This window comes from Pseudomonas sp. NPDC089408, assembly GCF_044749445.1.
Classification (GTDB): Bacteria; Pseudomonadota; Gammaproteobacteria; order Pseudomonadales; family Pseudomonadaceae; genus Aquipseudomonas.
Window position 1 is genome coordinate 269,563 of record NZ_JBIVHY010000005.1, and the last position, 25,981, is coordinate 295,543.

Below are 25,981 nucleotides of genomic sequence, written 5' to 3' on the forward strand. Positions count from 1 at the left end.
CCAGGCGGCAAAATGCGACGTGAAAGAAGCCTGCACACCTGCGAATGAGGATGACTTGCCCGATGGTCCGCCTTTCGGAATTCGCAGCATCGTCTTTGAACTTCGCACGCCATCGATGGCCTCCCCTTTTATGCCTATCAAGAAAGGAGATTCAACAATGAGTGCACAACTGAACGGCAAACGTGTGGCCTTTCTGGTCACCGACGGTTTTGAACAGATAGAGCTGACCGGCCCGCGTGAAGCCTTGGAGAAAAACGGCGCCGTGGTCGACATCCTGGGTGACAAGGAAGGCACTGTGCGCGGCTGGAACCATGACAAGCCCGCCGACGAATTCGCCGTGGATGCAACATTCGACAGTGCCCACCTGGATCTTTACGACGCCCTTGTGCTGCCTGGCGGCGTACAGAATTCCGACACCATCAGGCTGATACCCGGCGCTCAGAAGCTGGTGAAAAGCCATAACTCGGCAGGCAAGCCATTGGCGGTCATTTGCCACGGTGGCTGGCTGCTGGTGTCGACCGGCCTGGCCAAGGGCAAGCGGATGACCAGTTACAAATCGCTGCAGGACGATATTCGCAACGCTGGCGGTGACTGGGTTGATGAAGAGGTGGTAGTGGACGGCAACCTGATTACCAGCCGCAAGCCGGACGATATTCCTGCCTTCAATGAGCAATTGATCAGGGCTCTGGCTGGCTGAGCCTGTCTTCTCTGGCCCCCTCCAGGGGGCCGTATTTTCGCCCGATGAGGCCTTCTCACGCCAACTGGATGTACACCGAATAGCATCCCAGCAGCAACCAGAACACCAGGAAGATCCAAGGTGTGCGTAGCGAAAACAGCAGTGACTTTCGATGGCCGGCGCGGGAAGTTTCAGCTTCGCTGAACAAAGGCGACTCATCGTAAGCCAACCCCATGAGGGGCTCGCTCTGTAGCAAGTGCCTTTGCTTCAGTTGCCAGTGATCAATGATGTTGTACGCCGCTCGGATCCCAGGCCAGGCATTAAGCGAGCTGAGCACACCCAGCAAAGCGAGGAACGCTGGCACGATCAGCGTAAACATTTCGCCCCATCCCTGGTTGAGGTTGCCCATGGAGGACACAAACGCAATGACCAGAAAGGACTGAGCTGCGAGGTAGGCATCGGTACGATTGGCCAGAATGCTGGTTTCGTACTGGATCTCCCGCCGGTAGAAGTCCAGGCGTTCTTTAGGAGAGCCGAACATCCTGGCGTTATGTTCGCTGACTTCATGCTCCGGGGTCCCGGGGGTAATGATTCGAGGCACTTGTGACTCCTGGAATGCGGCTCCCGGCGAAAAGAGCGCCAGGCGTTCAGTTCGGTAGAACAAACGATGCAACCCGAAATTCAATTTGCATTCGACCCCGCACCGCTCGTCGCACCACGTGCACATCCAACCCAACGCACAGCAATCCAAAGCTTCGAAACGCTATGAGTATTCTCAACTGCAGGAGCTTCTACCATGCGAGACTTCCCTACCCCGCCCTTTCCCTCACAGCCGCAAAGCGTCCCTGGTTCACAACGCAAGATGGAGCCCTATCCAGACTGCGGTGAGGAGTCTTATATCGGCCATAACCGCCTGGAAGGCAAGGTTGCGCTCATCACCGGTGCTGACAGCGGTATCGGGCGAGCGGTTGCCATCGCCTATGCACGCGAGGGTGCTGACGTTGCCATCGCCTACCTCAATGAGCATGAAGACGCGCAGGAGACCGCGCGCTGGGTCGAAGCTGCGGGTAAGCAATGCCTCCTGTTGCCCGGCGACCTGGCGCAGAAACAACACTGCCATGACATCGTCGAGAAAACCGTCGAACAGTTCGGCCGCATCGACATTCTGGTCAACAACGCAGCCTTCCAGATGGCCCATGAAACCCTGGAGGAGATCGACGACGATGAATGGGTGAAAACCTTCGATATCAACATCACCGCTATCTTCAGGATCTGCAAGGCGGCACTGCCTTCCATGCCAAAAGGCAGCTCGATCATCAACACCAGTTCGGTCAACTCCGACGATCCTTCACCAAGCCTGTTGCCCTATGCCGCGACCAAAGGTGCCATTGCCAACTTCACGGCGGGTTTGGCCCAGTTGCTAGGCAAGAAGGGAATTCGGGTCAACAGCGTTGCGCCTGGCCCCATCTGGACGCCTTTGATACCGGCTACCATGCCCGATGAAGCTGTCAAGAACTTCGGCGCCAGCTACCCCATGGGACGTCCCGGGCAGCCCGTGGAGGTCGCGCCTATCTACGTGCTGCTTGGCTCTGATGAGGCCAGCTACATCAGTGGGTCACGGTATGCTGTTACCGGCGGTAAACCGATACTTTGAGGAAAAAAGCTCACCGTGCCTTTAGCATCGCCTATGCGATCGAGCGCCGCCCGCGCGGCGCTTCGCGGCACAAGGCCCCACCTTGCCTGCATCACCTCCAGGCAGGCATAGAACCTGTAGGAGCGGCCTTGCGTCGCGATGGGCTGCGCAGCAGCCCCGGTAATTAGTGCATCTGCGCGGAAACCCTGGGGCTGCTGCGCAGCCCATCGCGACACAAGGCCGCTCCTACAAGGGCCAGCGCTGGCCAGAAGAGATATTCACGACATTAGCCTCACGCCTGATGCTCGCACCCGTTTCAGCGTTTTTGCTGGTCGTGCTCACGGGCTGTTTTTTGCGCCGTAGAGTCATGAGGTGTACCGGACGAGCCGTCCGGACGTTGTGCATCGTTATCCCGCTCTTCCTCGCCGTTTGACTTCGTTTGCGAGCCTGGCTTGTGCTGATGGCGTCCGCTTTTCATGATGTTCTCCTGCAGATTGCTGTGTCCGGATGAAGAAGGGAATCCATAGCCAGCGCAAAGTTCACGCCGGCCGAGCTGCATAGGACGGGCGGGCAAAGATGTGCTGAACCAATCAGCGACGGAGCGCGTCCACTGCACAAGAACACGCGAGTCGATTCTCCATGACAAACGAACCCGTGCTGGCCGCGCTCGGCTATCTCAAAGACAATAAGTTGATCCTCACAACGGCGGAATCGTGCACTGCAGGCTGCATAGTGGCGCTCCTGGCAGCGGAGCCCGGCACTGGAGAGGTGTTGGAAAGTGGTTATGTGGTCTACTCCCCCAGCGCCAAGAAACGGTTGCTGGGTGTCAGCGCCGAGACCATCGAACGCTATGGCCTCACCAGCGAAGCGGTGGCGTGGGAAATGGCCTTGGGTGCCTTGAGAGACAGTGATGCCAACGTCGTGATTGCCACCACAGGTGTGGCGGGTCCTGCTCCCGAATCCGGTATTCCACCTGGCACCCTGTGCTTCGCCTGGGCATTTGCCGGTGAGCCCGTAGCCGTTTTCACGCGCACTCAACGGTTCTTCGGCGAGCGGTCTGAGGTGATGCGACAAGGGGCGCTCTTTGGGCTGACTCGCATTGCCCACTATCACCAACGCTGGCTACGAGGTGAGCGGGCCTGAGGGCGAGCAAATGCCGGAAGACGAGGTGGTGTCCCGACGTTATCCCGTACGGGAAAATATGCCCATGCAACAGCGTGTCTGGCGTTTCGAGCGCGTTGGGTGGTACGTACTCGTAATCATCGTGCTGATGGCCTTGGCTGGGCTATTTGGCAATGGCCCTTTGAGCGATGCCGAAAAGGTGAGCCAGGATGGCCGGGTGAAGGTCGAGTATCAGCGCCTCAGTCGCAGTGGCACTACCGACAACCTCTTTATAACGGTACAAGGCCAGCCTGGCCAGCCGGTGAAGGTCGAGCTTGAGGGCTCGTTACTTCGCGCAGCCAGCATCGAGACGATGCAACCTGAACCGCAACGTTCGATGTCGCGTGGCCCTGCCCTGTCACTGCAACTGGGTACCGGCGAAGACGGCGTGGCCACTTTGTACCTGACCCTTCGAAGTGATCACGTGGGCACCCTGGAGGGTATCGTCAACGCTGGCCCCCAGAGCACTGTCCACTTTTCCACCTTTCTGTTTCCGTAGGAGTGCGTCATGGATTCGATCCTCCGCGCAGCCGGGATGTACGTGGCGCTCATGCTGCTGTTCCGCGTAGCGGGCCGACGCTCACTGGCCGACCTGACCACGTTCGACTTCGTTCTGCTGCTGATTATTGGGGAGGCAACTCAGCAGGCACTGCTGGGTGAGGATTTTTCCTTCACCAACGCCATGCTGGTGATCGCCACGCTGATCGTCCTCGACGTAGGGCTATCGTTGGCGAAGCTCAACGCCAGGCCCTTGGCGCGGCTTCTGGACGGGCACGCTACCTTGGTCGTTGAAAACGGGCACTTTCTGCATCACCGAATGCGCCGGGCGCGACTCACGGAAGACGACATTCTGGAGTCGGCACGGAATAGCCAAGGTATCGAAAAGATCGACCAGGTCAAATTCGCCATCGTAGAACGAAATGGCAAGATCTCGATCATTCCTGCCGATTAGAGCACCTCATCAGCCATCAGGGAGGCATGCCGATGGAAAAACAGCCGGTCGATGGAACGCAATACGGAGTGCCTCAGCGAGATGAAGGTGGCTGGCTACCACTGGAGGAATATGGCGCGTTAGGTGATGGACGCTCCGTTGCGCTGATTGGCCTGGACGGGTCCATCGACTGGTGGTGCGTGCCGCACATGGACTCACCCCCCCTGTTCGACAAACTGCTGGCCCCTCGAACCGGGGGCTGCTTCTCTATTACCCCCAAAGAGCCGTTCGTTGCCGAGCGCCGCTACCTCCCCGACAGCAACGTTCTCGAAACGACTTTCATCACCGATGATGGTCGCGCCCGGCTTACAGAGTCCTTGAACAGCGGCCCTGCTGGCCGGTTGCCTTGGGCCGAGCTTGCCAGGCGCATCGAAGGCGTCGAAGGACAGGTGGATTTTCAAATCGCCATCGATTTCGGCACCCAGGCCGATACGGTCAGCCCTTACATAGCGCCGAACGACAACGCCTGCGTGTTTCACGCCGGCCGCATACTTGGCATGTTCCTGCACGACGACCAGGTACGCATCGCGCGCAAGAACGATATGGGCGTGCGTGCTTCCCTGAGCGTTGCCGCTGGGCAGCGCTCAGTGGTCGCGATCGTCGCAGGACGTGATGAGCCGCTGGTGGTACCGCCCCTGGCCTTGATCGATGAACGCATCGATGGCTCACACCGGGAGTGGTGCCAGTGGTCAAGGAGCCTTGTCTACGACGGCCCCTACAAGCATCAGGTCGTTCGGAACGCTTTGGCCCTTAAGCTGCTGCTGTCCTCGCCCAGTGGATCGATCATGGCGGCGGCAACTTCATCGCTTCCTGAACGCATCGGTGGCGACAAGAACTATGACTATCGATTCGCCTGGATTCGCGATGCCGGCTACACCATCGAAGCGTTCCTGAGTATCGGCGCGCAGCCAGAGGCCAAGGCCGCCTTTACCTGGTTGCTGCGTCGGCTGGATGAGCACGGGCCACGGGTGTTCTATACCCTGGACGGGTTGATGGGCGATTGCCTTCGCCCACTCGATCTTCCTGGCTACAAGAACTCGCCTCCCGTTGTCGGCAATGATGCACGTGATCAGCTGCAACATGGCGTGTTCGGCGATATTTTCGAAACGGCCCGCTGTTTCATCAACAGCGGCAACATTCTGGATTCGCCAAGCGCCATGATTTTGTCTGGCCTTGCCGACCAGTGCGCCGATTGCTGGAGGCAGGCAGATGCTGGCATCTGGGAGTTGCCGCAAAAGCAGCATTACACGATGTCCAAAATCAGCTGCTGGCAAGCCTTGAGCCGGGCCATCGAACTGGCCGACGGCGGTCACCTTCCGACCACTTGTCGAGAACGCTGGGACCGCGAGCGGCAACGCGTTCAGGAATGGATTGAGGGCAACTGCTGGAGCGAGACACATCAGGCTTACCTGTTTTACCCAGGCAGCAACCGGCTGGACGCGTCGGTGGCGCTCGCGGTCCGATTCGGATATCCCAGCGTGGAGCGGCTACGCAGCACCCTGGAAGCTGTTCATAAGGAGCTTGGGGCTGGCGCGTTCCACTATCGCTACAGCCAGGTTCAGGGTGAAGAGGGCTGTTTTCTGGCTTGCACGTTCTGGCTGATCGAAGCCTGGGCACTTCTGGGCCAGCAAGCGCGAGCCGAGGCGGCCTATGCCGAAGCACTGGGCCGGCTATCGCAGGGGGTGGGTATCTACTCGGAAATGATCGACCCCGAGAACGGACAGTACCTTGGCAACCTCCCGCAGGGCCTGACCCATTTGGCTGCGCTTCGTGCAGCGCTTGCCATCGGCGCACCGCACCCACTTCACTCGAGCCGAGCAGCGCCGCGAAATCCTCGCACGGTTCCGTAAATCTGCCCGGCATGCATGCTGAACCCGAATCGGCGCTACACAGTCCCAAATCAAAACACGGTCAATTGAGGACTGCCTGATGCATGAATGGATCGACTTTCTTGAATGGCCTGCCATGTTGCTGACCGTGCTTGCCGCCTGGTGTATCGGTTCACAACGCCCTGGCCGGCGCAAACTGGGGTTCTGCTGCTTCATCGCCAGCAACGTGTTATGGGCGGTCTGGGGGTGGCAGGCGCAGGCCTGGGCGCTGATCATCCTGCAGGTTTGCCTGTGCATCTTGAACCTGCGGGGCTGGAAGAAAAACACTGCGCTGGAGCCTGGCTGAATGCCCAGCCTTATCACCGGCATTCCGTGCCGGGCCTTGTCGTCCGCCGGAACATAAGGGTTACTGCTTTCAGTGAGGCTTTGAACGGCCACTTGAATACTCATGCGCCAGGAGCCTCACCGCAAGAATAGAGCTCACCATTCATTAAGGTGTTTCGTCCGGCTTTTCAAAATCCGTTGCATGATGCGGCGCTTGTCCCCGGTCACTGAAGAACACAGATCTTCCTGTGTAACTACCGATATGAGGTGTCAATCATGGCTAGCAATCAGGACAACCGCGGTAACCAAGGTGGCAACGCAAACACCAATCCGGGCAACTTCGCCAACGACCGGGAAAAAGCTTCCGAGGCCGGGCAGAAAGGTGGCCAGATGTCCGGTGGCAACTTCAAGAACGATCCGGAACGCGCTTCTGAGGCAGGGCAGAAAGGCGGACAGGCTTCGGGGGGAAATTTCAAGAACGACCCCGAACGGGCTTCCGAGGCGGGCCAGAAAGGTGGCCAGGCTTCCGGGGGTAATTTCGCCAATGACCGCGAAAAAGCCTCTGAAGCCGGTCGAGTAGGAGGCCAGCATAGTCATGGAGGCGGTCGTAAGAGTGACGACAATCGTGAGTAATCCGTAAAAGCGTTGGGGCAGCCCAGCTGCCCCTGCGTTTCCGCTCGGGGTATGACCTGTGGCAAAGCGTTGGGCATGAACTAGCGTCGAGACGAGCCGGTCAATCGATAGGAGATAGCCACGACAGAGAAGAAGCGAATGGTTTCATTTGATCTGCAAAGGATGCTCATTGGCGAGTTCCCGCTGACCTTTCTCCTGGAGGTCGCCCTGCGCGTTTCAGCGGCTTTTCTCGCGGTGTTTTTCTTTCTGAAATTCAGCGGTCGGCGGGGAATCAGGCAGCTGTCCCGCTTCGAGCTCGTGGTAATTCTCACCTTGGGCTCAGCCGCAGGCGATGTTACGTTTTACGAAGATGTCCCCCTCCTCCCGGTCGCGTTGGTGTTTCTCACGCTTCTGCTGCTTTATCGCGGAACCGTCTACATGATGAGGCGCAGCAGAACCTGGGAGGCCTGGATAGATGGCTTGCCCATCACGGTGGTAAAGGACGGGATGTACGAGATCCATTCGCTGCGCAACTTGAACATCTCGTCCAATGAGTTGTTCATGGAAATGCGCCAACAAGGGGTAGAGCACCTGGGCCAGGTTCGACTCGGCCTGTTGGAAACCGATGGCGATCTCAGCCTGTATTTCTATGGGCCGGATGACACTCGGCCAGGGCTGTCAGTGCTGCCTGTGGAACATCGTCCTGAATACCAGGCACCGCCGAACGCAGGCCTGCACTGTTGCGTCAATTGCGGCTTCCCGACCTTCCATGAAGCTAAGGAATCAGGCGCGTGTGAACGCTGTGGCCATGACATCTGGTCACCGGCATTGGTTAGCTTGCGCAGCCGTTAGGCAACCTGCACTCAAGCGTGCATGGTTTGGCCAGGCATCCCAAGCATCTTGTGGACATTGGCGACCAGGTCATCCATCGCGAATGGCTTGATCAACACGGCCGATGTATCCCGCCATACGTCATCCTCGAACACCGAGGGGCTCGCGTAGCCGGTCATGAAAATGACTGGCAAGCCGTCACGAGCTTGTCGTCCGAACGTGGCCATTTCCCGGCCATCGATCCCACCGGGCAAGCCTATATCGGTCACCAGTAGATCGATGCGGGTATCAGATGCGAGCAGTTGCAGGCCGGCCTGGCTGTCGGTAGCCTCGATAACCGTGCACCCTAAACCACTGAGAACGTCACTGACGAACAGGCGAACGGATGGCTCGTCATCGACTATCAGGACAGTACGGTCTGACCATTGAGGTTCGAAATCGCAAAGGGTCTGTGCGCTGGCAATAGGCGCTGGCTTTCCCGGAGCGATAGGCAGAGCAAGGTAAACCCTGGTGCCTACTTTTTCCTCCGAAACAATCCTGACCTGCCCCCCCGACTGCTTGGCAAATCCGTAAACCATCGACAGCCCAAGCCCCGTGCCTTCACCGAGGGACTTGGTCGTGAAGAACGGCTCACACGCTTTCAATAGCGTTTCGGCAGACATCCCCATCCCATTGTCGATTACGCTGATCGTCAGGTATGAACCCGCATTCAGCTCCGAATCCAGATCGGGGCCCTCCTCAAGTGTGATGTTGGCTGTAGTGATGATGATCTTGCCAGCCCTTTTGCCGATGGCATCCCGCGAGTTGATACACAGGTTGAGCAGTGAATTCTCGACCTGTACGGGGTCAACCAGGCAAGTGGCAATTTCTGCGGTCAAATCGACCTGCAGCTGAATCGATGGCCCTACGGTACGTCGTATGAGATCCGTCAGCCCGCCGATCAAATCATTGATGTCCGTGCGAATGGGCTGCAAAGGCTGACGGCGTGAAAATGCCAACAATCGGTGCGTGAGTGACGCCGCCTTTTGGGCGGCCCGGTGCGCGATGTCGAGGTAACGTTCGACGTCCGCCGACCGCCCTTCCCTTACCCGCCGCCTGGCCAAATCCAGACTGCCGGTAATGCCTGCCAGGAGGTTATTGAAGTCATGAGCGATGCCCCCGGTGAGCTGACCTATCGCTTCCATTTTCTGCGATTGGCGCAGCGCTTCCTGAGCGGCCTCACGCTGGGCTATGGCTTCGCTAACGCGACCTTCCAGTGTCCGGTTCAGCTCCAAAAGCGCGGCTTCGGCCTGTTTTCGTGCGGACACATCGATCGAGGACCCAATCAGCCCTATAACCTCTCCAGCTTCGTCAAGGAGCGGGGCTTTTACCGACAGCCATGTGGTCGCAGAGCCGTCGGGCATATCGACCCGCTCTTCAATCTGAACAGCTTTGCCTCCTCGCATGACTTCCTGGTCGGTTTGCATGATTTGCAGCGCCTGGGCCTTGTCATCGAGAAACTCGAGGTCAGTTTTCCCCAGATAAAATTCAGGCGGTTTGCCAATCAACTCCGTCGTCCCGTGGTTTGCAACCAGAAGCCGTCCCTCAAGATCCTTTGCGTACACAACCCCAGGTACGGCGGCTGCAAAGGTTCGCAACAGGGCAGAGACGCGGTCCCGCTCGGCTTCCGCCGCCCGCCGCGGTTCGATGTCCATGAGGACACCCGGAAAGCGAATCGCATGCCCGGTTGCATTCAACTCTGCGCGACCGTTGGCCTCGACCCAATGATATTCACCATCATCCTGGCGAACCCTGTACTCGCAGCGGAACGGGCCTCCATGGGCCATAGCGGCAGCGATTTCCCGGGAGACACGATCCCGGTCTTCGGGGTAAATGGATGTGAACGCTTCGGCAATGGAAATACCCGCTTTACACTTCTGCGAGGGGATACCAAACGCTTTTGAAAACCGCTCGTCTGCTATGACGCGGTCGTTCGGGATATCCCATACCCAGGTACCCATCACAGCGGCAGCCTCGAGCACCAGGCGCAATTTTTCACCAGGCTGAGCAGGGTCGCCGCCAGCGAGAGAAAGGTCAGACGTGTCTTTATCCATAGATCACCTTATATCGTCGTCATCGAGACAGACGGTAAAAGCGAAAAGTTTCCGCACCACGCCTCGTGACACCCGCGCTTCAGCATTAGCTTCATCATGACCACGAAGTGGATGCTAGAGGTGTACAGGGAGTTGGGGCAGTTCGCAATCTACGGATGCGCTCTGGCGCAAAGTACTCTGATCTTTTGTTGATGAGGGTTTGTTGGCAGGGATATTGGCCCAGGGCGAGCCGAACAAGCCCGGAGCATCCTGCTCCGGGCCGTTGTCAGTGCACGGTGTGGCTCAGAAAGATTTCAGGTTGCTCTCTTTCCGGCGTATCGCCGGGTAGGTCATTGGGGAGAAGCGAGCCGACTCCAAATGTCATCACGGCCATGCGTACCCGCAGCGCCCGGCAGGCCAAACGTGATTCCGCTTCGAATTCGGCTAACGCCTGGCTCATCAGGTGCTCGACGCCGACCAGCCTATGGGGCGAGTCTTTTTTGCGTAGCGTGTTCATGACGCCTCCGCGGCTCAGTCTTTGCCGTTGATCAGGCCAGAGCCCAGATCTGCGCCGGTGACCGGGTTGGTAGCTGGATCGGACATGGTCCGAAGCTTCATTGCCTCCAATGTTTCAGCCTCGGCAGGCGTAAGCGTCACCGAAGCGGTGCCATCCCCTCCATCGACAGCGGCGGATGGATTTTCCACGTATTCCCACTCGCTCCCCTCGTTCCAGGGGCCACGCACATTGGGTTCACCGGACATGTTGAAGTAGGTGTTGGTGAACTCTGGCATGCCGGGTAGCTTCCCTTGCGGGAAGTTCGGCTGAATCGCATGAAGCGCCTTCTCAAAGGAAAGCTGATGGGCGATCTCCCGCGTCATGAGAAAGCCCAGTGCCTCTTTAACGCCTGGGTCATCGGTCACGTTCATCAAACGCTCGTAAACGATCTTGGCCCGCGCTTCAGCAGCGATGTTTGAGCGAAAGTCTGCTGTAGGCTCGCCGATGGTATCGACATACGCAGCGCTCCAGGGTACGCCAGCCGAATTGGTGAGCGGGGCACCGGCACCGTACAAGATACTGGTGATGTGTGAGTCGTTGCCCGCTCCATTGATCGCTCGATACAGCTCGCCTTCCTCTTCGACGCCCTCGGCCAGGCGCCCCTTTGCGCCCTTGTTGAGCATGACGATGATGGAGCCGACAATCTCCAGATGGCTCAGCTCCTCGGTCGCAATATCCATGAGCAGGTCTTTACGCCCCGGATCGTCCTCCGCCAATGCCTGGGTGAAATAGCGGCCAGCAGCCGCCAACTCACCCTGCGCACCACCGAATTGTTCGAGCAACAGATTTGCCAGCCCTGGATTGGGCTGCGCTACCCGCACGGTATATTGCAAACGCTTGTTATGGATAAACATGGTTGTCTCCTCGCGGCTAGTCGAACGCCCAGGGTTAGTTAAGGGCGCCGTCTATGGCTGGGAGTGAACGCCCGCGTGCATCGTGCTAAATAACGCGCCACATTCAGGACGAACGGAAAGGCAGCAATCGTTCAATGTAATGGCGTGGCTGGTTATAAATGAATGCACACCAATTGTTAGTGCACAACATCCTGTAACGCAGCCCGATTTCAACTACCGCCGGCGTTATTAGTCTGAACTTTGCCCTCTGTCTTGGCTTCCCCTGCATACCTATCACTGAAACAGCAATTGCAGGAGCTGACCTTCATGAGAGCACTGACCTACCACGGAGCACATGACGTCAGGGTCGATAACGTCCCTGATCCCATCATCGAGCAAGCAGACGACATCATCCTCAAGGTAACCGCCACCGCCATATGCGGCTCTGACTTGCACCTCTACCACGGCAAAATCCCGGAAACCGAAGCGGGCGATATCTTCGGCCACGAGTTCATGGGCATCGTCGAAGACACCGGCAGTGCCGTCACCAACCTGCAGGTCGGCGACCGCGTAGTGATTCCCTTCGTGATTGCGTGTGGCAGTTGCTTCTTCTGTCAGCACGACCTGTTCGCTGCCTGCGAAACCACCAATACCGGGCGGGGCGCGATCATTAACAAGAAGGGTATCCCACCTGGCGCGGCGCTATTTGGATACAGTCACCTTTACGGAGGTATCCCAGGCGGCCAAGCAGATTACGTCAGGGTGCCTAAAGGCAACGTCGGCCCGTTCAAAGTGCCCACCGAACTGGCCGATGACAAGGTGCTGTTCCTCTCCGATATTCTGCCGACCGCTTGGCAAGCCGTTATCAATGCCCAAGTCGGCCAGGGTTCATCGGTGGCGATCTACGGCGCCGGGCCGGTGGGCTTGCTGAGCGCCGCTTGTGCGCGAATGCTTGGCGCGCAGACCATTTTCATGGTCGATGACAACGACTATCGCCTGGCGTACGCCCAGGAGGCGTACGGCGTCATACCGATCAACTTTGAGCAGGACGACGATCCCGCGGACAGCATCATCCGCCAGACCCCAGGTATGCGCGGGGTCGATGCAGTGATCGACGCGGTCGGCTTCGAGGCCAAAGGCAGCACTGCCGAAACAGTCATGACGGCGCTGAAGATCGAAGGCAGCAGTGGCAAGGCGCTGCGCCAGAGCATTGCTGCGGTGCGTCGTGGAGGCGTTGTCAGCGTACCCGGTGTGTACGCTGGTTTCATCCATGCCTTCATGTTCGGCGATGCCTTCGACAAGGGCCTCACCTTCAAGATGGGCCAGACCCATGTCCAGAAGTACCTGCCTGAACTCCTTGAGCACATTGAAGCAGGACGCCTGCAACCGGAACTGATTGTCACCCACCGCCTGGCCCTTGAAGAGGCGGCCATGGGCTACAAGATGTTCGATCAGAAGCAGGACGACTGTCGCAAGGTGATCCTCGTACCAGGCGCTGCAGCGGGCACTTTGGGCCCTGACTTCGTGTAGAGGAGGCAAACACATGAATGGTCTCCCCAGCTACTTCTGGATTGCCGTAGCGGCAATTCTTCTGCTCGTTGACCTGTGGGCCATCGTCAGTGTGTTTCGAAGCGACAAGACGGATGCCGTGAAAGCGGGCTGGGCCCTGCTGATCGTGGCGTTACCTCTTGTTGGCCTGGGTATATGGGGCGTTGCTGGCCCTCGGGGCATCAAACGAGGCACGGGCCCCACTTCCGACGAGCACAGCAAAGGCTGACATCTGCTAGCTGCACCTACAGGGGGTTTGCAACATGATCGATCAAGCGACAGGAATGAAATCAGGTGAACGCTATCGCGTGGAAAACGTGGAGCGCACGCATCAGTTTGCAGGCTTCTTTCAGGACGGAAAATATTACCTGGGCCCTGAGCTTCTGACCGCCGTGGGGTGGCTCGAAGGTACACGCTTCATCTACGACAGCCTGGATGCTGAAGGTGAACCGCTATTTCCAGACCGCGAGGCAGGCACGGTCGAAGGCCTGACGTTAACCCTGGTCGATGGCACCGCTCTTGAGCTTTCCCTGGTCGAGGCGGCCGAAATCATCGCGCCGCTCGACGCTGCAACTACCTCTGGCTCGCACCAAGAAGCGGCTGACACGGGTACTTCGGCCAAAGGGCCTTTGCACGGCAAGGTAGTGGTCATCACGGGCGCATCCAGCGGCATCGGTCGCGCCGCCGCACACGCATTCGCTTGCAAGGGTGCACGCCTGGTACTGGCGGCCCGCGACGAGGAAGCGTTGTTCGATGTCCTGGATGAATGTACCGAGTGCGGTACGGATGCCATGGCGATTACCACCGATGTCACCCACAGCGAGCAGGTCCAAGCGCTGGCCGCGCAGGCCGCAGCATTTGGCCACGGACGGATCGATATCTGGGTCAACAACGCCGGGGTTGGGGCGGTCGGCAGCTTCGACGAGACGCCACTGGAAGCGCATGAGCAGGTTATCCAGACCGACTTGATCGGTTACCTGCGCGGTGCCTACGTCGCCCTACCCTACTTCAAGGCGCAAGGTAGCGGCATTCTCATCAACACGCTGTCGCTAGGCAGCTGGGTGGCCCAACCCTATGCTGCCGCGTACTCGGCAAGCAAGTTTGGCTTGCGTGGGCTGACCGAGGCGCTGCGGGGCGAATTAACGGCGTTTCCCCATATCCATGTATGCGATGTCTATCCAGCAGTCATGGATACACCCGGCTTCAGGGATGGCGGCAACTACACCGGGCATACGCTGACACCGCCAGGCCCTGTATACGATCCGGAACGGGTAGCGAAGGCGATGGTGGCCTGCGCACTCTCACCTCAAGCCCACACAACGGTCGGCGCTGCTGCTCGCATCGCGCACCTGGCCAGCTATCTTGTACCTGGGTTGCCTTTATTGTCAGGGTGGCTGACGCGTTGGGGAATAAATCGCAGTCCCAAGGCCGAAGTGTCCTCCGGCAACCTGTTTGAGCCTCCCACTGGCAGGAGGTCCATCGACGGAGGCTGGAGGGGGTCAAAAAACAAAGCGCCGTTGCTGATTGGGGCCGCCGCTGCAGGAATAATTGCCGGCTTTGCCATTGCCCACTCAAGACGCAGGAAGGGCTGAAAGTCGAATGGACGTGCTTGCTGACAAAGAAATGTCGAGCCGTAGTCATGTGGTGGGGCAACTCATCGTGGTGTTCTCCCTGATTCTCTTGGTAGCCTTGTTGCTGGGGCTGTTCTCCCTCTACCGCCTGGCCGAGGCGCTAGACGTTCGCCAGGTGGAGCAAAGCCGCTTTCACGCCAACTCGGCCATTACCCAGTTGCAGAAAAACGACAGGACGTTCCTGCTGACCCACGCCGACTGGCAGGCCGCCTACGACCACTTGGGGAAACAGGTCGACGCGCACTGGGCATATGTCGAGGACAACGTAGGGGCCACGCTCTACACCTCCGATGGCTACGAGGGGGTGTACGTGCTGGATGATGACGGTACCCGCTACGCTATGCTGGAAGGTAGGCTCAGCGAGCAAGGCCTGGAGCAGCATACCGACCGTGCTGGCAACCTTTTGCACCTGGCTCGCGAAGCTGCGAAGCATGACCAGGCGTCTTCCGGATATATCGTATTTCGTGGCCAGCCGGCGGTGTACGCCGCTGCGCTGATACGACCGCAGGCCCAGCCCCATCACCTGCCGGGCCCAACTGCAGTGATGGTGTTCATTCGCGTTCTTTCACCCCCTGTACTCTTGGCGCTGGGCGAGTCGGCGGGGTTGTCCGGCCTGGCAGTGGCCGATTCGGCTGATCTGCATCGAGGACGCGGTGCGCTTGCCCTGGACGGCATCGGTCGCGCCCTGACCTGGGATCTGCCACAGCCTGGTACGCAATTGATCCAGACTGTAATCGCGCCACTGGCAGTCGCCGTGTTCCTGATTGCGCTGACCATTGCATTGTTTGCACGCTATGCAATGCGGGCCAGCACCGGGATTGATCGTAGCCACCGTGCGCTGATGATCTCCCGGGCTGCCTTGCAATCGAGTGAAGAGCGCTTCAAGGCCGTGGCTGAAGCTGCCTCGGACTGGATATGGGAAACCGATGTGTTCCTGCGGCTAACCTATTTGTCGGACCGTTTCAGCGAACTCACCGGGCACCCCGTCGAAACGTGGCGGCAGCGCCCGATTACCGAGCTGCTGTCTTGTGATACCAGCCTCCTCCAGACCTGGCTGCACAGTCTGGCGGCGACAGGCGCTTCCGGCACCCTGCGCTGTCAGTACCAGGATCAGCTAGGCCAACAGCGTATTTGCAGGATCGCTGCGCGCGCGATCGTGGATCAGAGCGTCTGTACCGGGTTTCGTGGCACGTGTAGCGACATCACCGACGAAGTGGCCGCACATGCACAGGTCCAGCATCTCTCTCTGCATGATGCCCTTACCGGCTTGCCGAACCGTAACAAGCTGTTCCGGTTCCTCGAACAGACCATGCCTGGCACTGAGCCGCTGCAAGTAGCGGTGCTGATGCTGGATCTTGATAACTTCAAGCCGATCAACGACAGCCTTGGGCACCCGGCCGGCGATGCGGTGTTGCTCGAGGTAGCGGGCCGCCTCGGTCAAGCTACTCGCGACAGTGACCTGGTCGCCCGTCTGGGGGGCGATGAGTTCATCGTCGTAGTGACACGGCCAGGCGATCGCGGGGATATGGACCGATTTTGCATGCGCCTGATCGAGGCGATCAAACGCCCCATGCAGGTCGAGGGGCATGTTGTTCACGTCGGTGTGAGTCTTGGTGTAGTGCTGTCGGCCGAATACCCCGGCACGCCAAGCGACCTGATCCGTTACGCTGACGTGGCCCTTTACAGCGCCAAGCAAGCGGGCAAAAACACCTGGCGTTTTTTTTCGGCACAACTCAATGCAGCATTGATGGACAAGCGTGTGCTGGAAAGGGAACTGCGCGAGGGCATACCGCGTGGCGAGCTGGTGTTGCATTTTCAGCCGCGCTTCAAGGTCGACGGGGTGTCGATCGCATCGGCGGAGGCCCTGGTACGCTGGCAACACCCACGCCAGGGCCTGCTGCGCCCCGATCGTTTCATCCCGCTTGCCGAAGAGTCTGACCTGATCGTGCTGCTTGGCAACTGGGTGCTGCAGGAAGCCTGCATCAAGGCGCTCGGTTGGCCACAGGCGGTAATGGTGTCGGTAAACATGTCGCCTGCCCAGTTCAGCCGCAGCGATGTCGTTCGCGACGTCGGCGACGCATTGCGCACCACCGGCCTGCCAGCCCATCGTCTGGAACTGGAAATTACCGAAAACGTCATGCTCAACGACATTGAAGGCGCTCTGCACACCCTGCAGGCACTGAAGGAGCTAGGCGTGCGCCTGAACATGGACGACTTCGGGACCGGTTACTCCTCGCTGGGCTACCTGCGTACCTACCCGTTCGACAGCATCAAGATTGACAAGCGCTTCGTCCAGCATCTGGGCAAGAGCGGCAGCGACCGTAGCGTGGTACAGGCCATTATCAATCTTGGCAACGCGATGGGCATGACGGTAACAGCCGAAGGTGTCGAGACCGCCGAGCAACTCGCCCTGCTTAGCGCTGACCAATGCCATGAAGTGCAAGGTTTCCTGCTTAGCAAACCGCTGGAAAACGAAGTGCTGATGGCGATGATGAGCGAGCAGATAGGGCCAACGCATTAACCCCGCCCCTACGGTAATCGGTGGCGTAGGTGGCTCGGCACCGCCCGCGCGGCGCTCGATCGCATAGGCGATGCTAACGGCACTGCGAACACCTCGAGATGACCCCGCTCGCAAATTTACGCTCAGCGCCAATAGCTCATCACGACGCCCCCGGCGCCGCTGACCGGGTCTTGCCCAGGGCCCGGCACTGCGGCAATTCGCGCCAGCGCCTGCCTGTGCGCTGCACTGTCTGGCCGCTGGATGTCGTAGTCTTCCTGCCCATGAGGATAAGCACCGACCACCTGGAAGTCCTCGCTGCTCTCGACGCAGCGGTGCCCCGTACCCGCCGGCAGCACCAGCACATCGCCCCGCTTTACACTCAAGGTTTGACCTGACGCCCCGCCCAGTGTCACCCGCGCCCACCCGCTGGCGACCCCCAAGGCTTCGTGGGCATTGGGGTGGAAGTGGTGGTAATCGAATATCCCGCCGCGCCAGAGTGGCGTCCAGTGGTGCGCCGAGAACTGCACTTCGAAGGCACTGGCGGCATCCTGTGTTGGCGCGATCTGCAGATGATAGAGCACGACCGGGAAACGGCTGTTGGGCGTTGCGCCGTCATCTTGGAAATACAGGGTCTGTACGCTGACATCGGCAGTGTCGATGGCCTTCATGTGTCGTCTCCAGGTGCTGAGGTCCCTTCAGTTGCGAACGTTGAGACCGGTCAGTGGTTCCACTCGGAAGACCTGCGTGCACACGCGTGAAACTTTCACGCGCCGGGCCAAGTCCAGACGCCTATCCATCACAGGACGGGAGAGCATGATGAGCAACACGGTAGGTGACTTTCTGGTTGAGCGCTTGTATCAGTGGGGTGTGCGACGCATCTTCGGCTACCCCGGCGACGGCATCAATGGCGTGTTCGGCGCGCTGAACCGGGCCGAGGGCAAGATCGAGTTCGTACAAGCACGGCACGAGGAAATGGCCGCATTCATGGCCAGTGCCCATGCCAAATTCACGGGTGAACTGGGTGTCTGCATCGCCACCTCCGGCCCCGGCGCCTCGCACCTGTTGACGGGCCTGTACGACGCACGCATGGACCAGCAGCCGGTGCTGGCCATTGTCGGCCAGCAGGCGCGCGCAGCGCTAGGCGGGCACTATCAGCAGGAGCTCGACCTGCTGTCGATGTTCAAGGATGTCGCCGGTGCCTTCGTCCAGCAGGCGTCGACGCCCGAACAGGTGCGTCACCTGCTCGATCGCGCAGTGCGTACTGCCGTCGGTGAACGTCGGGTCACCGCCATCATCTTGCCCAACGACCTGCAGGACCTTCCCTACCAAGAACCCGCCAGAGCCCATGGCACGCTGCACTCCGGCATTGGCTACAGCAAGCCCCGGGTGGTGCCCTTCGAGCATGACTTGCAGCGGGCCGCCGAGGTACTGAACGCTGGCCGAAAGGTGGCCATCCTGGTTGGCGCCGGCGCCCTTCACGCCACTGAGCAGGTGATCGCAGTGGCTGAAATACTCGGTGCCGGCGTGGCCAAGGCGCTACTGGGCAAGGCTGCGCTACCCGATGACCTGCCTTGGGTCACTGGCGCCATCGGCCTGCTCGGCACCGAGCCGAGCTACAGGCTGATGAACGAATGCGACACCTTGCTGATGATCGGCTCCGGCTTCCCCTACGCCGAGTTTTTGCCCAAGGAAGGTCAGGCGCGTGGCGTGCAGATCGACTTGCAACCGGACATGCTCAGCCTGCGCTACCCGATGGAGGTCAACCTGGTGGGCGATGCCAGCGAAACCCTGCGCGCACTGCTGCCACTGCTGGAGCACAAGGCGGAGCGGCGCTGGCGAGAAAAGGTCGAAAACTGGCGCACGCACTGGGACAAGACCCTGGAAAAGCGCGCGTTGGTCAAGGCCGACCCAATCAACCCGCAACGCGTGGTGCACGAGCTTTCCCCTCGCCTGCCCGATCACGCCATCATCACCAGCGACTCGGGGTCATGCGCCAACTGGTTTGCCCGCGACCTGCAGATCCGCCAGGGCATGCAGTGTTCGTTGTCCGGCGGCCTGGCCAGCATGGGCGCGGCGGTGCCCTATGCCATTGCCGCCAAGTTCGCCTACCCGCAGCGCAGCGTAGTGGCGCTGGTCGGGGATGGTGCGATGCAGATGAATAACCTGGCCGAGCTTATCACCGTGGCCAAGTACTGGCGGCAGTGGGACAACCCGCAGTGGATTTGCGCAGTGTTCAACAACGAAGACCTCAACCAGGTGACCTGGGAACAACGGGTCATGGAAGGTGATCCCAAGTTCGAGGCTTCGCAGTCGATCCCGGATGTGCCCTACCACCTGTTTGCCATTTCCATTGGCCTGGAAGGCATCTACGTGGAGCGTGAAGAAGACATTGCCGGCGCCTGGGAGCGCGCCCTGGGGGCTGACCGGCCGGTGTTGATCGAATTCAAGACCGACCCAGACGTGCCACCCCTGCCGCCGCATATCAAGCTGGAGCAGGCAAAGAAGTTCGCCAGCACCTTGCTCAAGGGCGACCCGGACCAGTCCGGCGTTATCGTGCAAACCGCCAAGCAGGTCCTCAGTTCGGTATTGCCTGGCAAGAAATAAGCAGAGACGAAAGCTGTAACCGCACTGTCGGTGGCAGCGCAACGTTACGTTGATCATCTGCATTGAACCCTGGCGCTTACAGCCCACTCCATCCAAGGCAACCGTGATTTTTTCTGCCCCTTGAGAGGTGACTCATGAACGCAATCGAATTGCTTATCCAGGACCATCAGCTGGTGAAAAAACTGCTCGAGGAACTGTCGTCAACCACCGAACGCGCCGTGAAAAAACGGGCCGAACTGCTCGAGCGCATCAAGCAGGAAGTGAGCATTCATACAGCCCTTGAAGAGGAAATCCTCTACCCGGCGATCAAGCAGGCCGGCGGCAAAGAAGAAGCGAAGATGTATTACGAAGCCAAGGAAGAGCACCGTACTGTCGACTCGCTGGTCATTCCGGACCTGCTGCAAACCGACACCGGTACCGTGGAATTTGCCGGACGGGTCAAAGTGATGAAGGAGCTGCTGGAACACCATATCGAGGAAGAAGAAAGCGAGCTGTTCCCGACTGCCCGCAAGCTGTTGGGCAAGCAGGCACTGGAAGACATGGGCCAGGCCATGGAAGCCCAGAAGAAACTGTTAAAAGGTGAACAGCGCGCCGCCTGATGGTCACCGGCGCGCCCGCCCAGGGCGCGCTGGTTCATGCCTGATAGCGGGCGACTCTAGTGACTGGCCTTGTCACCAACATCGTCCAGCCGACGCTTGATCTCCCGCGTCTGCTCTTCCTGCTCCTTGATAGACGTCGGTGTGATGACCTTGTCCACCGCCTCGGTATTCGGCTCCGGCCGCTCCAGCACCTGATTGGGCGCAGATTCGCCGCGTTGTGCCTGTTCAGAGGAAATGGGGTTCGGGACTTTGTCCCCGGTCTTGCCATCTGGGTGGTTCATGGGCTTATCCTCGTGCGAGTGAAGTCTTTCAGAAGAGCCTGCATCATCCATGGACTGCTCGACCGACGTTTTTACCTCGCTGCCTTTGGCCTTGAGGGTGTCGGTCAACCGATCGCTGCTGGCACCCATCAGCTCATCCTCCTTGCGGGTACCCGGCAACGCCGCACCTAGCGCCGCGCCCAGGGCTATGCCTAAAGCCGCCACTACCAACGGCTGTTCTTGTAGCAAGTGTTCGAACTGCCCTTTCAGCGCCGTGGTCTGGTCCGCGACCTTGTGCGCGCTGTTGCGCAGGCTATCGGCCGAGGCGCCCACGGAATCGTGTACACCGCTACCCAGCTCACTTGCCCGATCGCGCACGTCATGGGCCTTCATACGTGCTTTCTGGCTTGCATCGTGTAGCACCTCCCCGGCATGGGCGAAGGCATCTTGCACCGTGTTCACCGCGCCCCCAAGCTTCTCGCCCAAGCCGGGGCCCTGATGCGCTGGCCCGGGGTTGAATGGGCGGTTCTGGTTCAGGCCCAGCCAAGCCAGGCCGAACACCGTCAAGGTCGTGGGCACGGGGTTGTTCTTGAGCGTGGTACCGAGGTTCTGGAAGAACTCGCCGCCATTGCCCTTGGCATAAGCCAGCACGCGGTCGACCATCTGACCTGGGCTCAAGCGTTGTTCGAGGGCATCTACCAGGTCGCTGATATGCTCGCGCTTGGCATTGATTTCCTGTTCGAGCAAATCCGGGTCCTTTTGCGAGTCATGTTCGAAGGAAGTGGTCATGAGAGTTTCCTCTTCAGGGTGTCCTTGTCTTGTTCCATGGCATGCAAGGTACGATCTGGGGTCAGATGGGAAGGCTCGAACTGCTTCTTGCCCGACTGCAGCATGATGAAGCCGATCACCACCGTGACCGCACCAACGATCAATGCTGCCAACCATGGCGCGACCACCAGCGCCAAACCGTAGACCGCCGCCAACAAGAGAATGATGAAGCCTGCCAGCACTACGATCGCCCCGGCTGCCACCGCCGCCGTACCCGCCTTCAGGGTGGCCAGGTTGTGCTGCAACTCAGCTTTGGCCAGTGCCAGTTCCTTGGTAAACAGCTCGGGCACTTCACGCATCAACTGCCGCAGCAGGCCGCCGACTCCGACCGGATCGTTTTCAGGGGTGTGCACGCTTGAGGGGGTATGCAAGGGATCTTTGTTCATCACTCACCTCCTTTGAGCGGGTCGCGCTCGAGCGGGCCGCCACTGACCGGCGTACCGGCCCCTGGCCCAATAGGGTCATTCGGGGTGTAGAGTGAGCCGGTGGATACGTCGCTGCCTTTGTCGGGCGTCATTGGCTGCGCAGGATGCGGCTGGCTGAAATCATCAGACGCCGCGCGGTTTGATTCATGGGTGGCGCTGGCGCGCAGGAAACGCGACAAGGCAAAGCCGACCGCGACGCTACCGGCCAAAAACAATGCCGGGGTGCTGCGGGCAAGCTGGCCGCCACGTTGCAGCAGGCTTTCAGCGCTTTCATGGCGTACCTGTTCGGCAAACTCGCCTACACATTCTGCCGCCTGGCTAAGGTAGTGCGAGAGGCCCAGACTGTCGTTGCCTTCCAGGGCCGACGCCGCCGAGCGTGCGCCCTGCTTCAGCGAATCGAGCTGGTCGGCTGCGCTATCGCGATAATGTTCGAACTGCTCGCTGCCTTGGTGCTTGACCTCGCCAAGCAGCGCCCCGGCCTCTTGGCTGATGGCATGCACAGGGTCCTGGGCGGTACCGGGTGGCGACGTTGAGCTTTGATCAGTCTTTTCCATCTTCCTGCCCTCGAAGCTGATTAGGGAGTGAATGCCGGTTTGTGACGGGCATTCATTTCGAGGGACGCATTCATGTCGAAAGGAGTTCAGCGCTGATGACGCGTGACATTTGGTTGGGGATCAAAAAATATTCACACGATCAAACACCGCCCCTGTAAACGGGGCGCGTGCTTCAGACTTTCATGGAACGACTGCGGCGCCCAGCCCTCCCACCTTCATGCAGGGCAAACAGCGCTCTGCGCCCTCAACCTGGAGGATTTGGCTCGCATGAAAAAGATTCTGATGGTGCTCACGTCGCATGACCAATTGGGCAACACCGGCAAAAAGACCGGCTTCTGGCTCGAAGAGTTCGCCGCGCCCTACTACGTGTTCGTCGACGCCAATGCCGACGTCACCCTCGCCTCGCCCAAAGGTGGCCAGCCACCGCTGGACCCGAAAAGCGATGAACCGGACACCCAGACCGACGCCACCCGGCGCTTTGCCAGCGACACCGAGGGGCAGATGGCCTTGGCTGACACGGTGCCGCTGGGCGAAATCGACCCCTACCACTTCGATGCGGTGTTCTACCCTGGTGGCCACGGGCCGCTGTGGGACTTGGCTGAAGCCAAAGACTCGATCACCTTGCTCGAAGCGTTCTATGCATCCAACAAGCCGATTGCTGCGGTTTGCCATGCGCCCGGCGTGCTGAGGCATGTCAAGGCGCCAGACGGCCATGCCGTGGTCAAAGGCAAGCGGGTAACCGGGTTCAGCAACAGTGAGGAAGAGGCGGTTGGGTTGACCCAGGTGGTGCCATTTCTAGTGGAGGACATGCTGAAAGCCAACGGCGCCGAATACGCCAAGGCGGCAGACTGGGCAAGCCATGTGATCGAGGACGGCCACTTGATCACCGGCCAGAACCCGGCCTCTTCCGAAGCAACGGCCAAGGCACTGCTCAAGCGTCTGGCGCAAGAGCCAGGCGCCTGACGCAAGCGGCACACCACGGCAAGCTGGCGCTGTTACGGCGTCGAAAGTGCTCGCGCGCGGCTGCAGCACGAGCACTTCGCAGACGGTCTCAGGTATCAACGGACGCTGGGCACGGTTGGGTCGACAAAACGTTCAGACCACGCCAAAACCGCGGCCCAGACCACCGAAATGCCGTAGTTCAGGCGCTGATAGAGGCCAAACCCATGCCCGTCAACGAATGCCTTGGCCATCAACCCTACCGTTGCCAGGGCCAAGAGCAAGCAAAGCAGCGAGAACCACCCAAACATCGGTGAGGGCAGCAAACGCTTACTCAAAAAAACCCAAAGCGCGCTCGCCGTCGTCAGTGAAAGAAACATCACCAGCCCTGCAAGGTTATGTATCTGCTGAGCAGTGGATGGCTGTGGCGGCGCGCATCCCTCGTCACAAGGAAAAAAGCCGGTCATGAAACTCGCCAGCCCGTGAAGCGCTATCAGGGCGGCGCTGATCATGGCCAGGCGTGACGTGCTGAAGCGTCGCGCCAACCCCAGTGCGAACAGCATGAACAATACACCAAGGGGAAAGTTGTTCACCCATGCAGAGTACGGGTGCGTGGGAGCGCCTACTGCGCCCAACTGGCTCATTGCCTGATCGAAGTGGCTGTAACCCGGATAACCCAGTGACGTAAGCCATACGCCAACGAAGAGCCAAACGGGGATCAATAACCCCAAGTACAACAGGTTTCGGTCAATGGACTTCACGCTACAGCACTCCCTTGTCATGGCAATCAACGCCTCCGTTCGTGACGAACAGGCACCATGCTAGTAAGCCTTTGCATCCGTGCGCTACCGATTTTTTTGCAAGGCAGATGGTCGCTTCGCGAAGGGGCTAAAAGGGCCGAGTCTACTAACCCATTACCACCCGCCGTACAGCATTGCCGCCGCTACCGCATTCGCGGGTAAACCCGCTCCTACATGGACGGTACGCTCGTTGTAGGAGCGGGTTCACCCGCGAAAGGGCCGGGCCTGATAACCAACGCCCATCAGCCGATCAGTATTACCGCCGGCGCTGCCCACCCAACTCGATCCAGACAGGCGCATGGTCGCTGGCCTTGGCTTCATTGCGTACCCATGCATCGACACCTGCCTGCTTCAGGTATGGGGCCAGATCAGGGTTGAGCAACAGGTGATCGATGCGCAATCCAGCGTTGCGTGCCCAATGATTACGGAAATAGTCCCAAAAGGTGTAGATGCGCTCGTCCGGGTACAGAGAGCGAAGGGCATCCACCCAGCCTTGCGCCAGTAACTGTTCGAAACACGCCCGCGACTCTGGCTGCAGCAATGCATCCTTGCGCCATGAACGTGGGTCATAGATATCCAGATCGGTAGGCACGACGTTGAAGTCCCCTGCCAGCACCGTAGGATGGCCACTGTCGTACAGCGCCTGCGCATGGGTAATCAGGCTCTGGAACCAGCGCAACTTGTAGGCGAACTTCGGCCCTGGCTGGGGGTTGCCGTTCGGCAGGTAAAGGCACCCCACCAGCACACCATGCACTGCCGCTTCCAGGTAACGGCTCTGATCGTCGTCCTGCATGCCGGGCAAGCCACGGCGCACCTCAAGCGGCTCACTGCCCTTGGCCAGGATCGCCACGCCGTTCCACGCAGGCTGCCCCATGTAAAGGCAGCCGTACCCCGCCGCTTCGATTGCCTGACGCGGAAACTGCTGGTCGGCTGCCTTCAGTTCCTGCAGGCAGGCGATATCGGGCTGTTCCCGCTCCAGCCAGGCCAGCAAGGCCGGCAGCCGGCTACGGATGCCATTGATGTTGAACGTGGCGATCTTAAGCTTTTTCATGCGTCCGGATCGCTAACATGCGCATTGACGGCATCCTCCAGCGCCCGCACATGCGCCTGGTCGGCCAGCGCCTTGAGTGCCAGCCAGTCGTCCCACTCGATGGCACCATCGTCGCGCAGGGCCTCGGCCGTGCGGACGAGCTCATGGTGGTAGGCATCTGGTGACTCGCGCCTGTAACTGATGTCGTCGTACTGCGCGTACCAGGCCTCAAGCTCAGGAATGCTGCGTTCGATACTCATGGCGTCGCCCTCACGTTGCCGTTGCTGGTCCTTTACTGAGGGCAGAGGCACGCTGAAAATTCAATTGGATCGTCAGAGTGAACGTCGCCATCGCAGACAGCGTTTTCACTGTATCGAAACCAACGCTTGAGATTTCGAGATGTGGGCCTCAACACAGCATAGGCATTCGTTCGCGCAGGTGGCGCTGAATCACCTTTCCGCCCTTCCGGCGGGTTACTTTGGTCTTGCCCAAAGTAACCAAAGGCGCCCGCTCCCATCATCCGGCCCCTGCGCTTCGCTCCGGGGTCCCCTCGCTACGGGCTTGCTCCCGGGAGTACGCGCTGCTGGCCCCATCCCTGGGGCGTCAGCCCTTGACGGGCACGCAACGGGCGGCAAGCAAGCCCGCGATGATCAGCAGCACAAGGGCAAGGACCACTGATTCACTGTCAGCGAGCCAAGGCGGCGCAGGCTGCCTTGGCCGAGGAAAGAACACGGCGTTACCCAGA

At 59.6% G+C, this 25,981-nt stretch carries 27 protein-coding genes and 3 pseudogenes; 18 read left to right on the top strand and 12 right to left on the bottom strand.

Going from position 1 to position 25,981, the window contains the following annotated elements; genetic code table 11:
* Window positions 1-157 precede the first annotated feature (157 nt).
* On the top strand, window positions 158-697 hold the full coding sequence (locus ACIP02_RS11220) for a type 1 glutamine amidotransferase domain-containing protein (RefSeq protein ID WP_400616259.1): 540 nt from the start codon (window positions 158-160) through the stop codon (window positions 695-697).
* Between the two features lie 55 nt (window positions 698-752).
* Here ACIP02_RS11220 and ACIP02_RS11225 read toward each other — a convergent pair whose 3' ends face one another.
* Window positions 753-1,277, bottom strand: a complete 525-nt coding sequence (locus ACIP02_RS11225) for a hypothetical protein (RefSeq protein ID WP_400616261.1) — start codon at window positions 1,275-1,277, stop codon at window positions 753-755.
* A 195-nt stretch (window positions 1,278-1,472) separates the two neighbouring features.
* Between ACIP02_RS11225 and ACIP02_RS11230 the strand changes: the two genes are divergently transcribed.
* A complete protein-coding gene (locus ACIP02_RS11230) occupies window positions 1,473-2,330 on the top strand; it encodes an SDR family oxidoreductase (RefSeq protein ID WP_400616264.1) in 858 nt (285 codons plus the stop codon).
* 295 nt (window positions 2,331-2,625) lie between these two features.
* On the opposite strand, the gene ACIP02_RS11235 is transcribed toward ACIP02_RS11230, so the two are convergent.
* Window positions 2,626-2,787, bottom strand: coding sequence for a hypothetical protein (locus ACIP02_RS11235; protein ID WP_400616266.1), 162 nt, complete (start codon window positions 2,785-2,787; stop codon window positions 2,626-2,628).
* Between the two features lie 161 nt (window positions 2,788-2,948).
* Here ACIP02_RS11235 and ACIP02_RS11240 point away from each other — a divergent pair, with 161 nt between their 5' ends.
* The 9 genes and pseudogenes from ACIP02_RS11240 to ACIP02_RS11280 all read left to right on the top strand — a co-directional run bounded on the left by ACIP02_RS11240 (window position 2,949) and on the right by ACIP02_RS11280 (window position 8,078).
* The gene (locus ACIP02_RS11240) at window positions 2,949-3,452 is read left to right on the top strand and encodes a CinA family protein (RefSeq protein WP_400616268.1); all 504 of its coding nucleotides are present in this window, start codon (window positions 2,949-2,951) and stop codon (window positions 3,450-3,452) included.
* Between the two features lie 64 nt (window positions 3,453-3,516).
* The gene (locus ACIP02_RS11245) at window positions 3,517-3,969 is read left to right on the top strand and encodes a hypothetical protein (RefSeq protein WP_400616270.1); all 453 of its coding nucleotides are present in this window, start codon (window positions 3,517-3,519) and stop codon (window positions 3,967-3,969) included.
* A gap of 9 nt (window positions 3,970-3,978) precedes the next feature.
* Entirely contained in the window at window positions 3,979-4,422 is a 444-nt protein-coding gene (locus tag ACIP02_RS11250) for a DUF421 domain-containing protein (RefSeq protein WP_400616272.1), read from the top strand.
* 32 nt (window positions 4,423-4,454) lie between these two features.
* Window positions 4,455-6,311: a glycoside hydrolase family 15 protein gene (locus ACIP02_RS11255; protein WP_400616274.1), complete on the top strand. Its 1,857-nt coding sequence runs from the start codon at window positions 4,455-4,457 to the stop codon at window positions 6,309-6,311.
* Between the two features lie 79 nt (window positions 6,312-6,390).
* Window positions 6,391-6,636, top strand: a complete 246-nt coding sequence (locus tag ACIP02_RS11260; protein WP_400616277.1) for a hypothetical protein — start codon at window positions 6,391-6,393, stop codon at window positions 6,634-6,636.
* A gap of 254 nt (window positions 6,637-6,890) precedes the next feature.
* A pseudogene (locus ACIP02_RS11265) lies at window positions 6,891-7,010 on the top strand (KGG domain-containing protein); the annotation flags it as partial.
* Window positions 7,005-7,151, top strand: a pseudogene (locus tag ACIP02_RS11270) (general stress protein); the annotation flags it as partial. The pseudogenes ACIP02_RS11265 and ACIP02_RS11270, both read left to right, overlap by 6 nt.
* Window positions 7,152-7,247 (top strand): annotated as a pseudogene (locus tag ACIP02_RS11275) (general stress protein); the annotation flags it as partial.
* A 138-nt stretch (window positions 7,248-7,385) separates the two neighbouring features.
* Window positions 7,386-8,078 (top strand): DUF421 domain-containing protein, encoded by a 693-nt coding sequence (locus tag ACIP02_RS11280; RefSeq protein WP_400616279.1) that lies wholly within the window; start codon window positions 7,386-7,388, stop codon window positions 8,076-8,078.
* An 11-nt stretch (window positions 8,079-8,089) separates the two neighbouring features.
* Here the strand turns inward: ACIP02_RS11280 and ACIP02_RS11285 are convergent, their stop codons facing one another.
* The 3 genes from ACIP02_RS11285 to ACIP02_RS11295 all read right to left on the bottom strand — a co-directional run bounded on the left by ACIP02_RS11285 (window position 8,090) and on the right by ACIP02_RS11295 (window position 11,539).
* A complete protein-coding gene (locus ACIP02_RS11285) occupies window positions 8,090-10,150 on the bottom strand; it encodes a PAS domain-containing protein (protein WP_400616281.1) in 2,061 nt (686 codons plus the stop codon).
* 265 nt (window positions 10,151-10,415) lie between these two features.
* Window positions 10,416-10,646 carry a hypothetical protein gene (locus ACIP02_RS11290; RefSeq protein ID WP_400616283.1) on the bottom strand — a complete coding sequence of 77 codons (231 nt, stop codon included), beginning with the start codon at window positions 10,644-10,646 and terminating at the stop codon, window positions 10,416-10,418.
* Window positions 10,647-10,660: 14 nt separating this feature from the next.
* A complete protein-coding gene (locus ACIP02_RS11295) occupies window positions 10,661-11,539 on the bottom strand; it encodes a manganese catalase family protein (protein WP_400616285.1) in 879 nt (292 codons plus the stop codon).
* A gap of 306 nt (window positions 11,540-11,845) precedes the next feature.
* Here ACIP02_RS11295 and ACIP02_RS11300 point away from each other — a divergent pair, with 306 nt between their 5' ends.
* Genes ACIP02_RS11300 through ACIP02_RS11315 form a run of 4 tightly spaced genes read left to right on the top strand, consistent with a single transcriptional unit; the run spans window position 11,846 to window position 17,218 of the window.
* Complete coding sequence (locus ACIP02_RS11300) at window positions 11,846-13,048, top strand: zinc-dependent alcohol dehydrogenase (protein ID WP_400616288.1); 1,203 nt, start codon at window positions 11,846-11,848, stop codon at window positions 13,046-13,048.
* A 13-nt stretch (window positions 13,049-13,061) separates the two neighbouring features.
* Window positions 13,062-13,295, top strand: a complete 234-nt coding sequence (locus ACIP02_RS11305) for a PLD nuclease N-terminal domain-containing protein (protein ID WP_400616290.1) — start codon at window positions 13,062-13,064, stop codon at window positions 13,293-13,295.
* 34 nt (window positions 13,296-13,329) lie between these two features.
* Window positions 13,330-14,658, top strand: coding sequence for an SDR family oxidoreductase (locus ACIP02_RS11310; RefSeq protein WP_400616292.1), 1,329 nt, complete (start codon window positions 13,330-13,332; stop codon window positions 14,656-14,658).
* Between the two features lie 7 nt (window positions 14,659-14,665).
* Window positions 14,666-17,218, top strand: a complete 2,553-nt coding sequence (locus ACIP02_RS11315) for an EAL domain-containing protein (protein WP_400616294.1) — start codon at window positions 14,666-14,668, stop codon at window positions 17,216-17,218.
* A 122-nt stretch (window positions 17,219-17,340) separates the two neighbouring features.
* Here ACIP02_RS11315 and ACIP02_RS11320 read toward each other — a convergent pair whose 3' ends face one another.
* Window positions 17,341-17,865 (bottom strand): cupin domain-containing protein, encoded by a 525-nt coding sequence (locus ACIP02_RS11320; protein ID WP_400616297.1) that lies wholly within the window; start codon window positions 17,863-17,865, stop codon window positions 17,341-17,343.
* 148 nt (window positions 17,866-18,013) lie between these two features.
* On the opposite strand from ACIP02_RS11320, the gene ACIP02_RS11325 reads away from it, so the two are divergent.
* Both ACIP02_RS11325 and ACIP02_RS11330 read left to right on the top strand, forming a co-directional pair.
* Window positions 18,014-19,801 carry a thiamine pyrophosphate-requiring protein gene (locus ACIP02_RS11325; RefSeq protein ID WP_400616299.1) on the top strand — a complete coding sequence of 596 codons (1,788 nt, stop codon included), beginning with the start codon at window positions 18,014-18,016 and terminating at the stop codon, window positions 19,799-19,801.
* Between the two features lie 134 nt (window positions 19,802-19,935).
* Complete coding sequence (locus tag ACIP02_RS11330; protein ID WP_400616302.1) at window positions 19,936-20,400, top strand: hemerythrin domain-containing protein; 465 nt, start codon at window positions 19,936-19,938, stop codon at window positions 20,398-20,400.
* Between the two features lie 56 nt (window positions 20,401-20,456).
* Here the strand turns inward: ACIP02_RS11330 and ACIP02_RS11335 are convergent, their stop codons facing one another.
* From ACIP02_RS11335 to ACIP02_RS11345, 3 genes are read right to left on the bottom strand one after another with little or no spacing between them, the layout of a single operon-like run.
* The gene (locus tag ACIP02_RS11335; protein ID WP_400616304.1) at window positions 20,457-21,449 is read right to left on the bottom strand and encodes a DUF3618 domain-containing protein; all 993 of its coding nucleotides are present in this window, start codon (window positions 21,447-21,449) and stop codon (window positions 20,457-20,459) included.
* Window positions 21,446-21,874, bottom strand: coding sequence for a phage holin family protein (locus tag ACIP02_RS11340; RefSeq protein ID WP_400616306.1), 429 nt, complete (start codon window positions 21,872-21,874; stop codon window positions 21,446-21,448). Before ACIP02_RS11340 ends, ACIP02_RS11335 begins: the two co-directional genes overlap by 4 nt.
* Complete coding sequence (locus ACIP02_RS11345) at window positions 21,874-22,467, bottom strand: hypothetical protein (RefSeq protein ID WP_400616309.1); 594 nt, start codon at window positions 22,465-22,467, stop codon at window positions 21,874-21,876. Before ACIP02_RS11345 ends, ACIP02_RS11340 begins: the two co-directional genes overlap by 1 nt.
* Window positions 22,468-22,734: 267 nt before the next feature.
* Here ACIP02_RS11345 and ACIP02_RS11350 point away from each other — a divergent pair, with 267 nt between their 5' ends.
* Window positions 22,735-23,430 carry a type 1 glutamine amidotransferase domain-containing protein gene (locus tag ACIP02_RS11350; protein WP_400616312.1) on the top strand — a complete coding sequence of 232 codons (696 nt, stop codon included), beginning with the start codon at window positions 22,735-22,737 and terminating at the stop codon, window positions 23,428-23,430.
* Between the two features lie 95 nt (window positions 23,431-23,525).
* On the opposite strand, the gene ACIP02_RS11355 is transcribed toward ACIP02_RS11350, so the two are convergent.
* The 3 genes from ACIP02_RS11355 to ACIP02_RS11365 form a co-directional block, all read right to left on the bottom strand.
* Window positions 23,526-24,167 (bottom strand): DUF998 domain-containing protein, encoded by a 642-nt coding sequence (locus ACIP02_RS11355; protein WP_400616315.1) that lies wholly within the window; start codon window positions 24,165-24,167, stop codon window positions 23,526-23,528.
* Window positions 24,168-24,462: 295 nt separating this feature from the next.
* Window positions 24,463-25,257 carry an exodeoxyribonuclease III gene (xth, locus tag ACIP02_RS11360; protein ID WP_400616317.1) on the bottom strand — a complete coding sequence of 265 codons (795 nt, stop codon included), beginning with the start codon at window positions 25,255-25,257 and terminating at the stop codon, window positions 24,463-24,465.
* Window positions 25,254-25,496, bottom strand: coding sequence for a hypothetical protein (locus tag ACIP02_RS11365; protein ID WP_400616455.1), 243 nt, complete (start codon window positions 25,494-25,496; stop codon window positions 25,254-25,256). Before ACIP02_RS11365 ends, xth begins: the two co-directional genes overlap by 4 nt.
* Between the last annotated feature and the right edge of the window lie 485 nt (window positions 25,497-25,981).

Coding starts and splice junctions, on each gene's coding strand:
- ACIP02_RS11220 (WP_400616259.1), top strand. CDS start 158: ATGAGTGCACAACTGAACGGCAAACGTGTGGCCTTTCTGGTCACCGAC.
- ACIP02_RS11230 (WP_400616264.1), top strand. CDS start 1,473: ATGCGAGACTTCCCTACCCCGCCCTTTCCCTCACAGCCGCAAAGCGTC.
- ACIP02_RS11235 (WP_400616266.1), bottom strand. CDS start 2,787: ATGAAAAGCGGACGCCATCAGCACAAGCCAGGCTCGCAAACGAAGTCA.
- ACIP02_RS11240 (WP_400616268.1), top strand. CDS start 2,949: ATGACAAACGAACCCGTGCTGGCCGCGCTCGGCTATCTCAAAGACAAT.
- ACIP02_RS11245 (WP_400616270.1), top strand. CDS start 3,517: ATGCAACAGCGTGTCTGGCGTTTCGAGCGCGTTGGGTGGTACGTACTC.
- ACIP02_RS11250 (WP_400616272.1), top strand. CDS start 3,979: ATGGATTCGATCCTCCGCGCAGCCGGGATGTACGTGGCGCTCATGCTG.
- ACIP02_RS11255 (WP_400616274.1), top strand. CDS start 4,455: ATGGAAAAACAGCCGGTCGATGGAACGCAATACGGAGTGCCTCAGCGA.
- ACIP02_RS11260 (WP_400616277.1), top strand. CDS start 6,391: ATGCATGAATGGATCGACTTTCTTGAATGGCCTGCCATGTTGCTGACC.
- ACIP02_RS11280 (WP_400616279.1), top strand. CDS start 7,386: ATGGTTTCATTTGATCTGCAAAGGATGCTCATTGGCGAGTTCCCGCTG.
- ACIP02_RS11285 (WP_400616281.1), bottom strand. CDS start 10,150: ATGGATAAAGACACGTCTGACCTTTCTCTCGCTGGCGGCGACCCTGCT.
- ACIP02_RS11290 (WP_400616283.1), bottom strand. CDS start 10,646: ATGAACACGCTACGCAAAAAAGACTCGCCCCATAGGCTGGTCGGCGTC.
- ACIP02_RS11295 (WP_400616285.1), bottom strand. CDS start 11,539: ATGTTTATCCATAACAAGCGTTTGCAATATACCGTGCGGGTAGCGCAG.
- ACIP02_RS11300 (WP_400616288.1), top strand. CDS start 11,846: ATGAGAGCACTGACCTACCACGGAGCACATGACGTCAGGGTCGATAAC.
- ACIP02_RS11305 (WP_400616290.1), top strand. CDS start 13,062: ATGAATGGTCTCCCCAGCTACTTCTGGATTGCCGTAGCGGCAATTCTT.
- ACIP02_RS11310 (WP_400616292.1), top strand. CDS start 13,330: ATGATCGATCAAGCGACAGGAATGAAATCAGGTGAACGCTATCGCGTG.
- ACIP02_RS11315 (WP_400616294.1), top strand. CDS start 14,666: ATGGACGTGCTTGCTGACAAAGAAATGTCGAGCCGTAGTCATGTGGTG.
- ACIP02_RS11320 (WP_400616297.1), bottom strand. CDS start 17,865: ATGAAGGCCATCGACACTGCCGATGTCAGCGTACAGACCCTGTATTTC.
- ACIP02_RS11325 (WP_400616299.1), top strand. CDS start 18,014: ATGAGCAACACGGTAGGTGACTTTCTGGTTGAGCGCTTGTATCAGTGG.
- ACIP02_RS11330 (WP_400616302.1), top strand. CDS start 19,936: ATGAACGCAATCGAATTGCTTATCCAGGACCATCAGCTGGTGAAAAAA.
- ACIP02_RS11335 (WP_400616304.1), bottom strand. CDS start 21,449: ATGACCACTTCCTTCGAACATGACTCGCAAAAGGACCCGGATTTGCTC.
- ACIP02_RS11340 (WP_400616306.1), bottom strand. CDS start 21,874: ATGAACAAAGATCCCTTGCATACCCCCTCAAGCGTGCACACCCCTGAA.
- ACIP02_RS11345 (WP_400616309.1), bottom strand. CDS start 22,467: ATGGAAAAGACTGATCAAAGCTCAACGTCGCCACCCGGTACCGCCCAG.
- ACIP02_RS11350 (WP_400616312.1), top strand. CDS start 22,735: ATGAAAAAGATTCTGATGGTGCTCACGTCGCATGACCAATTGGGCAAC.
- xth (WP_400616317.1), bottom strand. CDS start 25,257: ATGAAAAAGCTTAAGATCGCCACGTTCAACATCAATGGCATCCGTAGC.
- ACIP02_RS11365 (WP_400616455.1), bottom strand. CDS start 25,496: ATGAGTATCGAACGCAGCATTCCTGAGCTTGAGGCCTGGTACGCGCAG.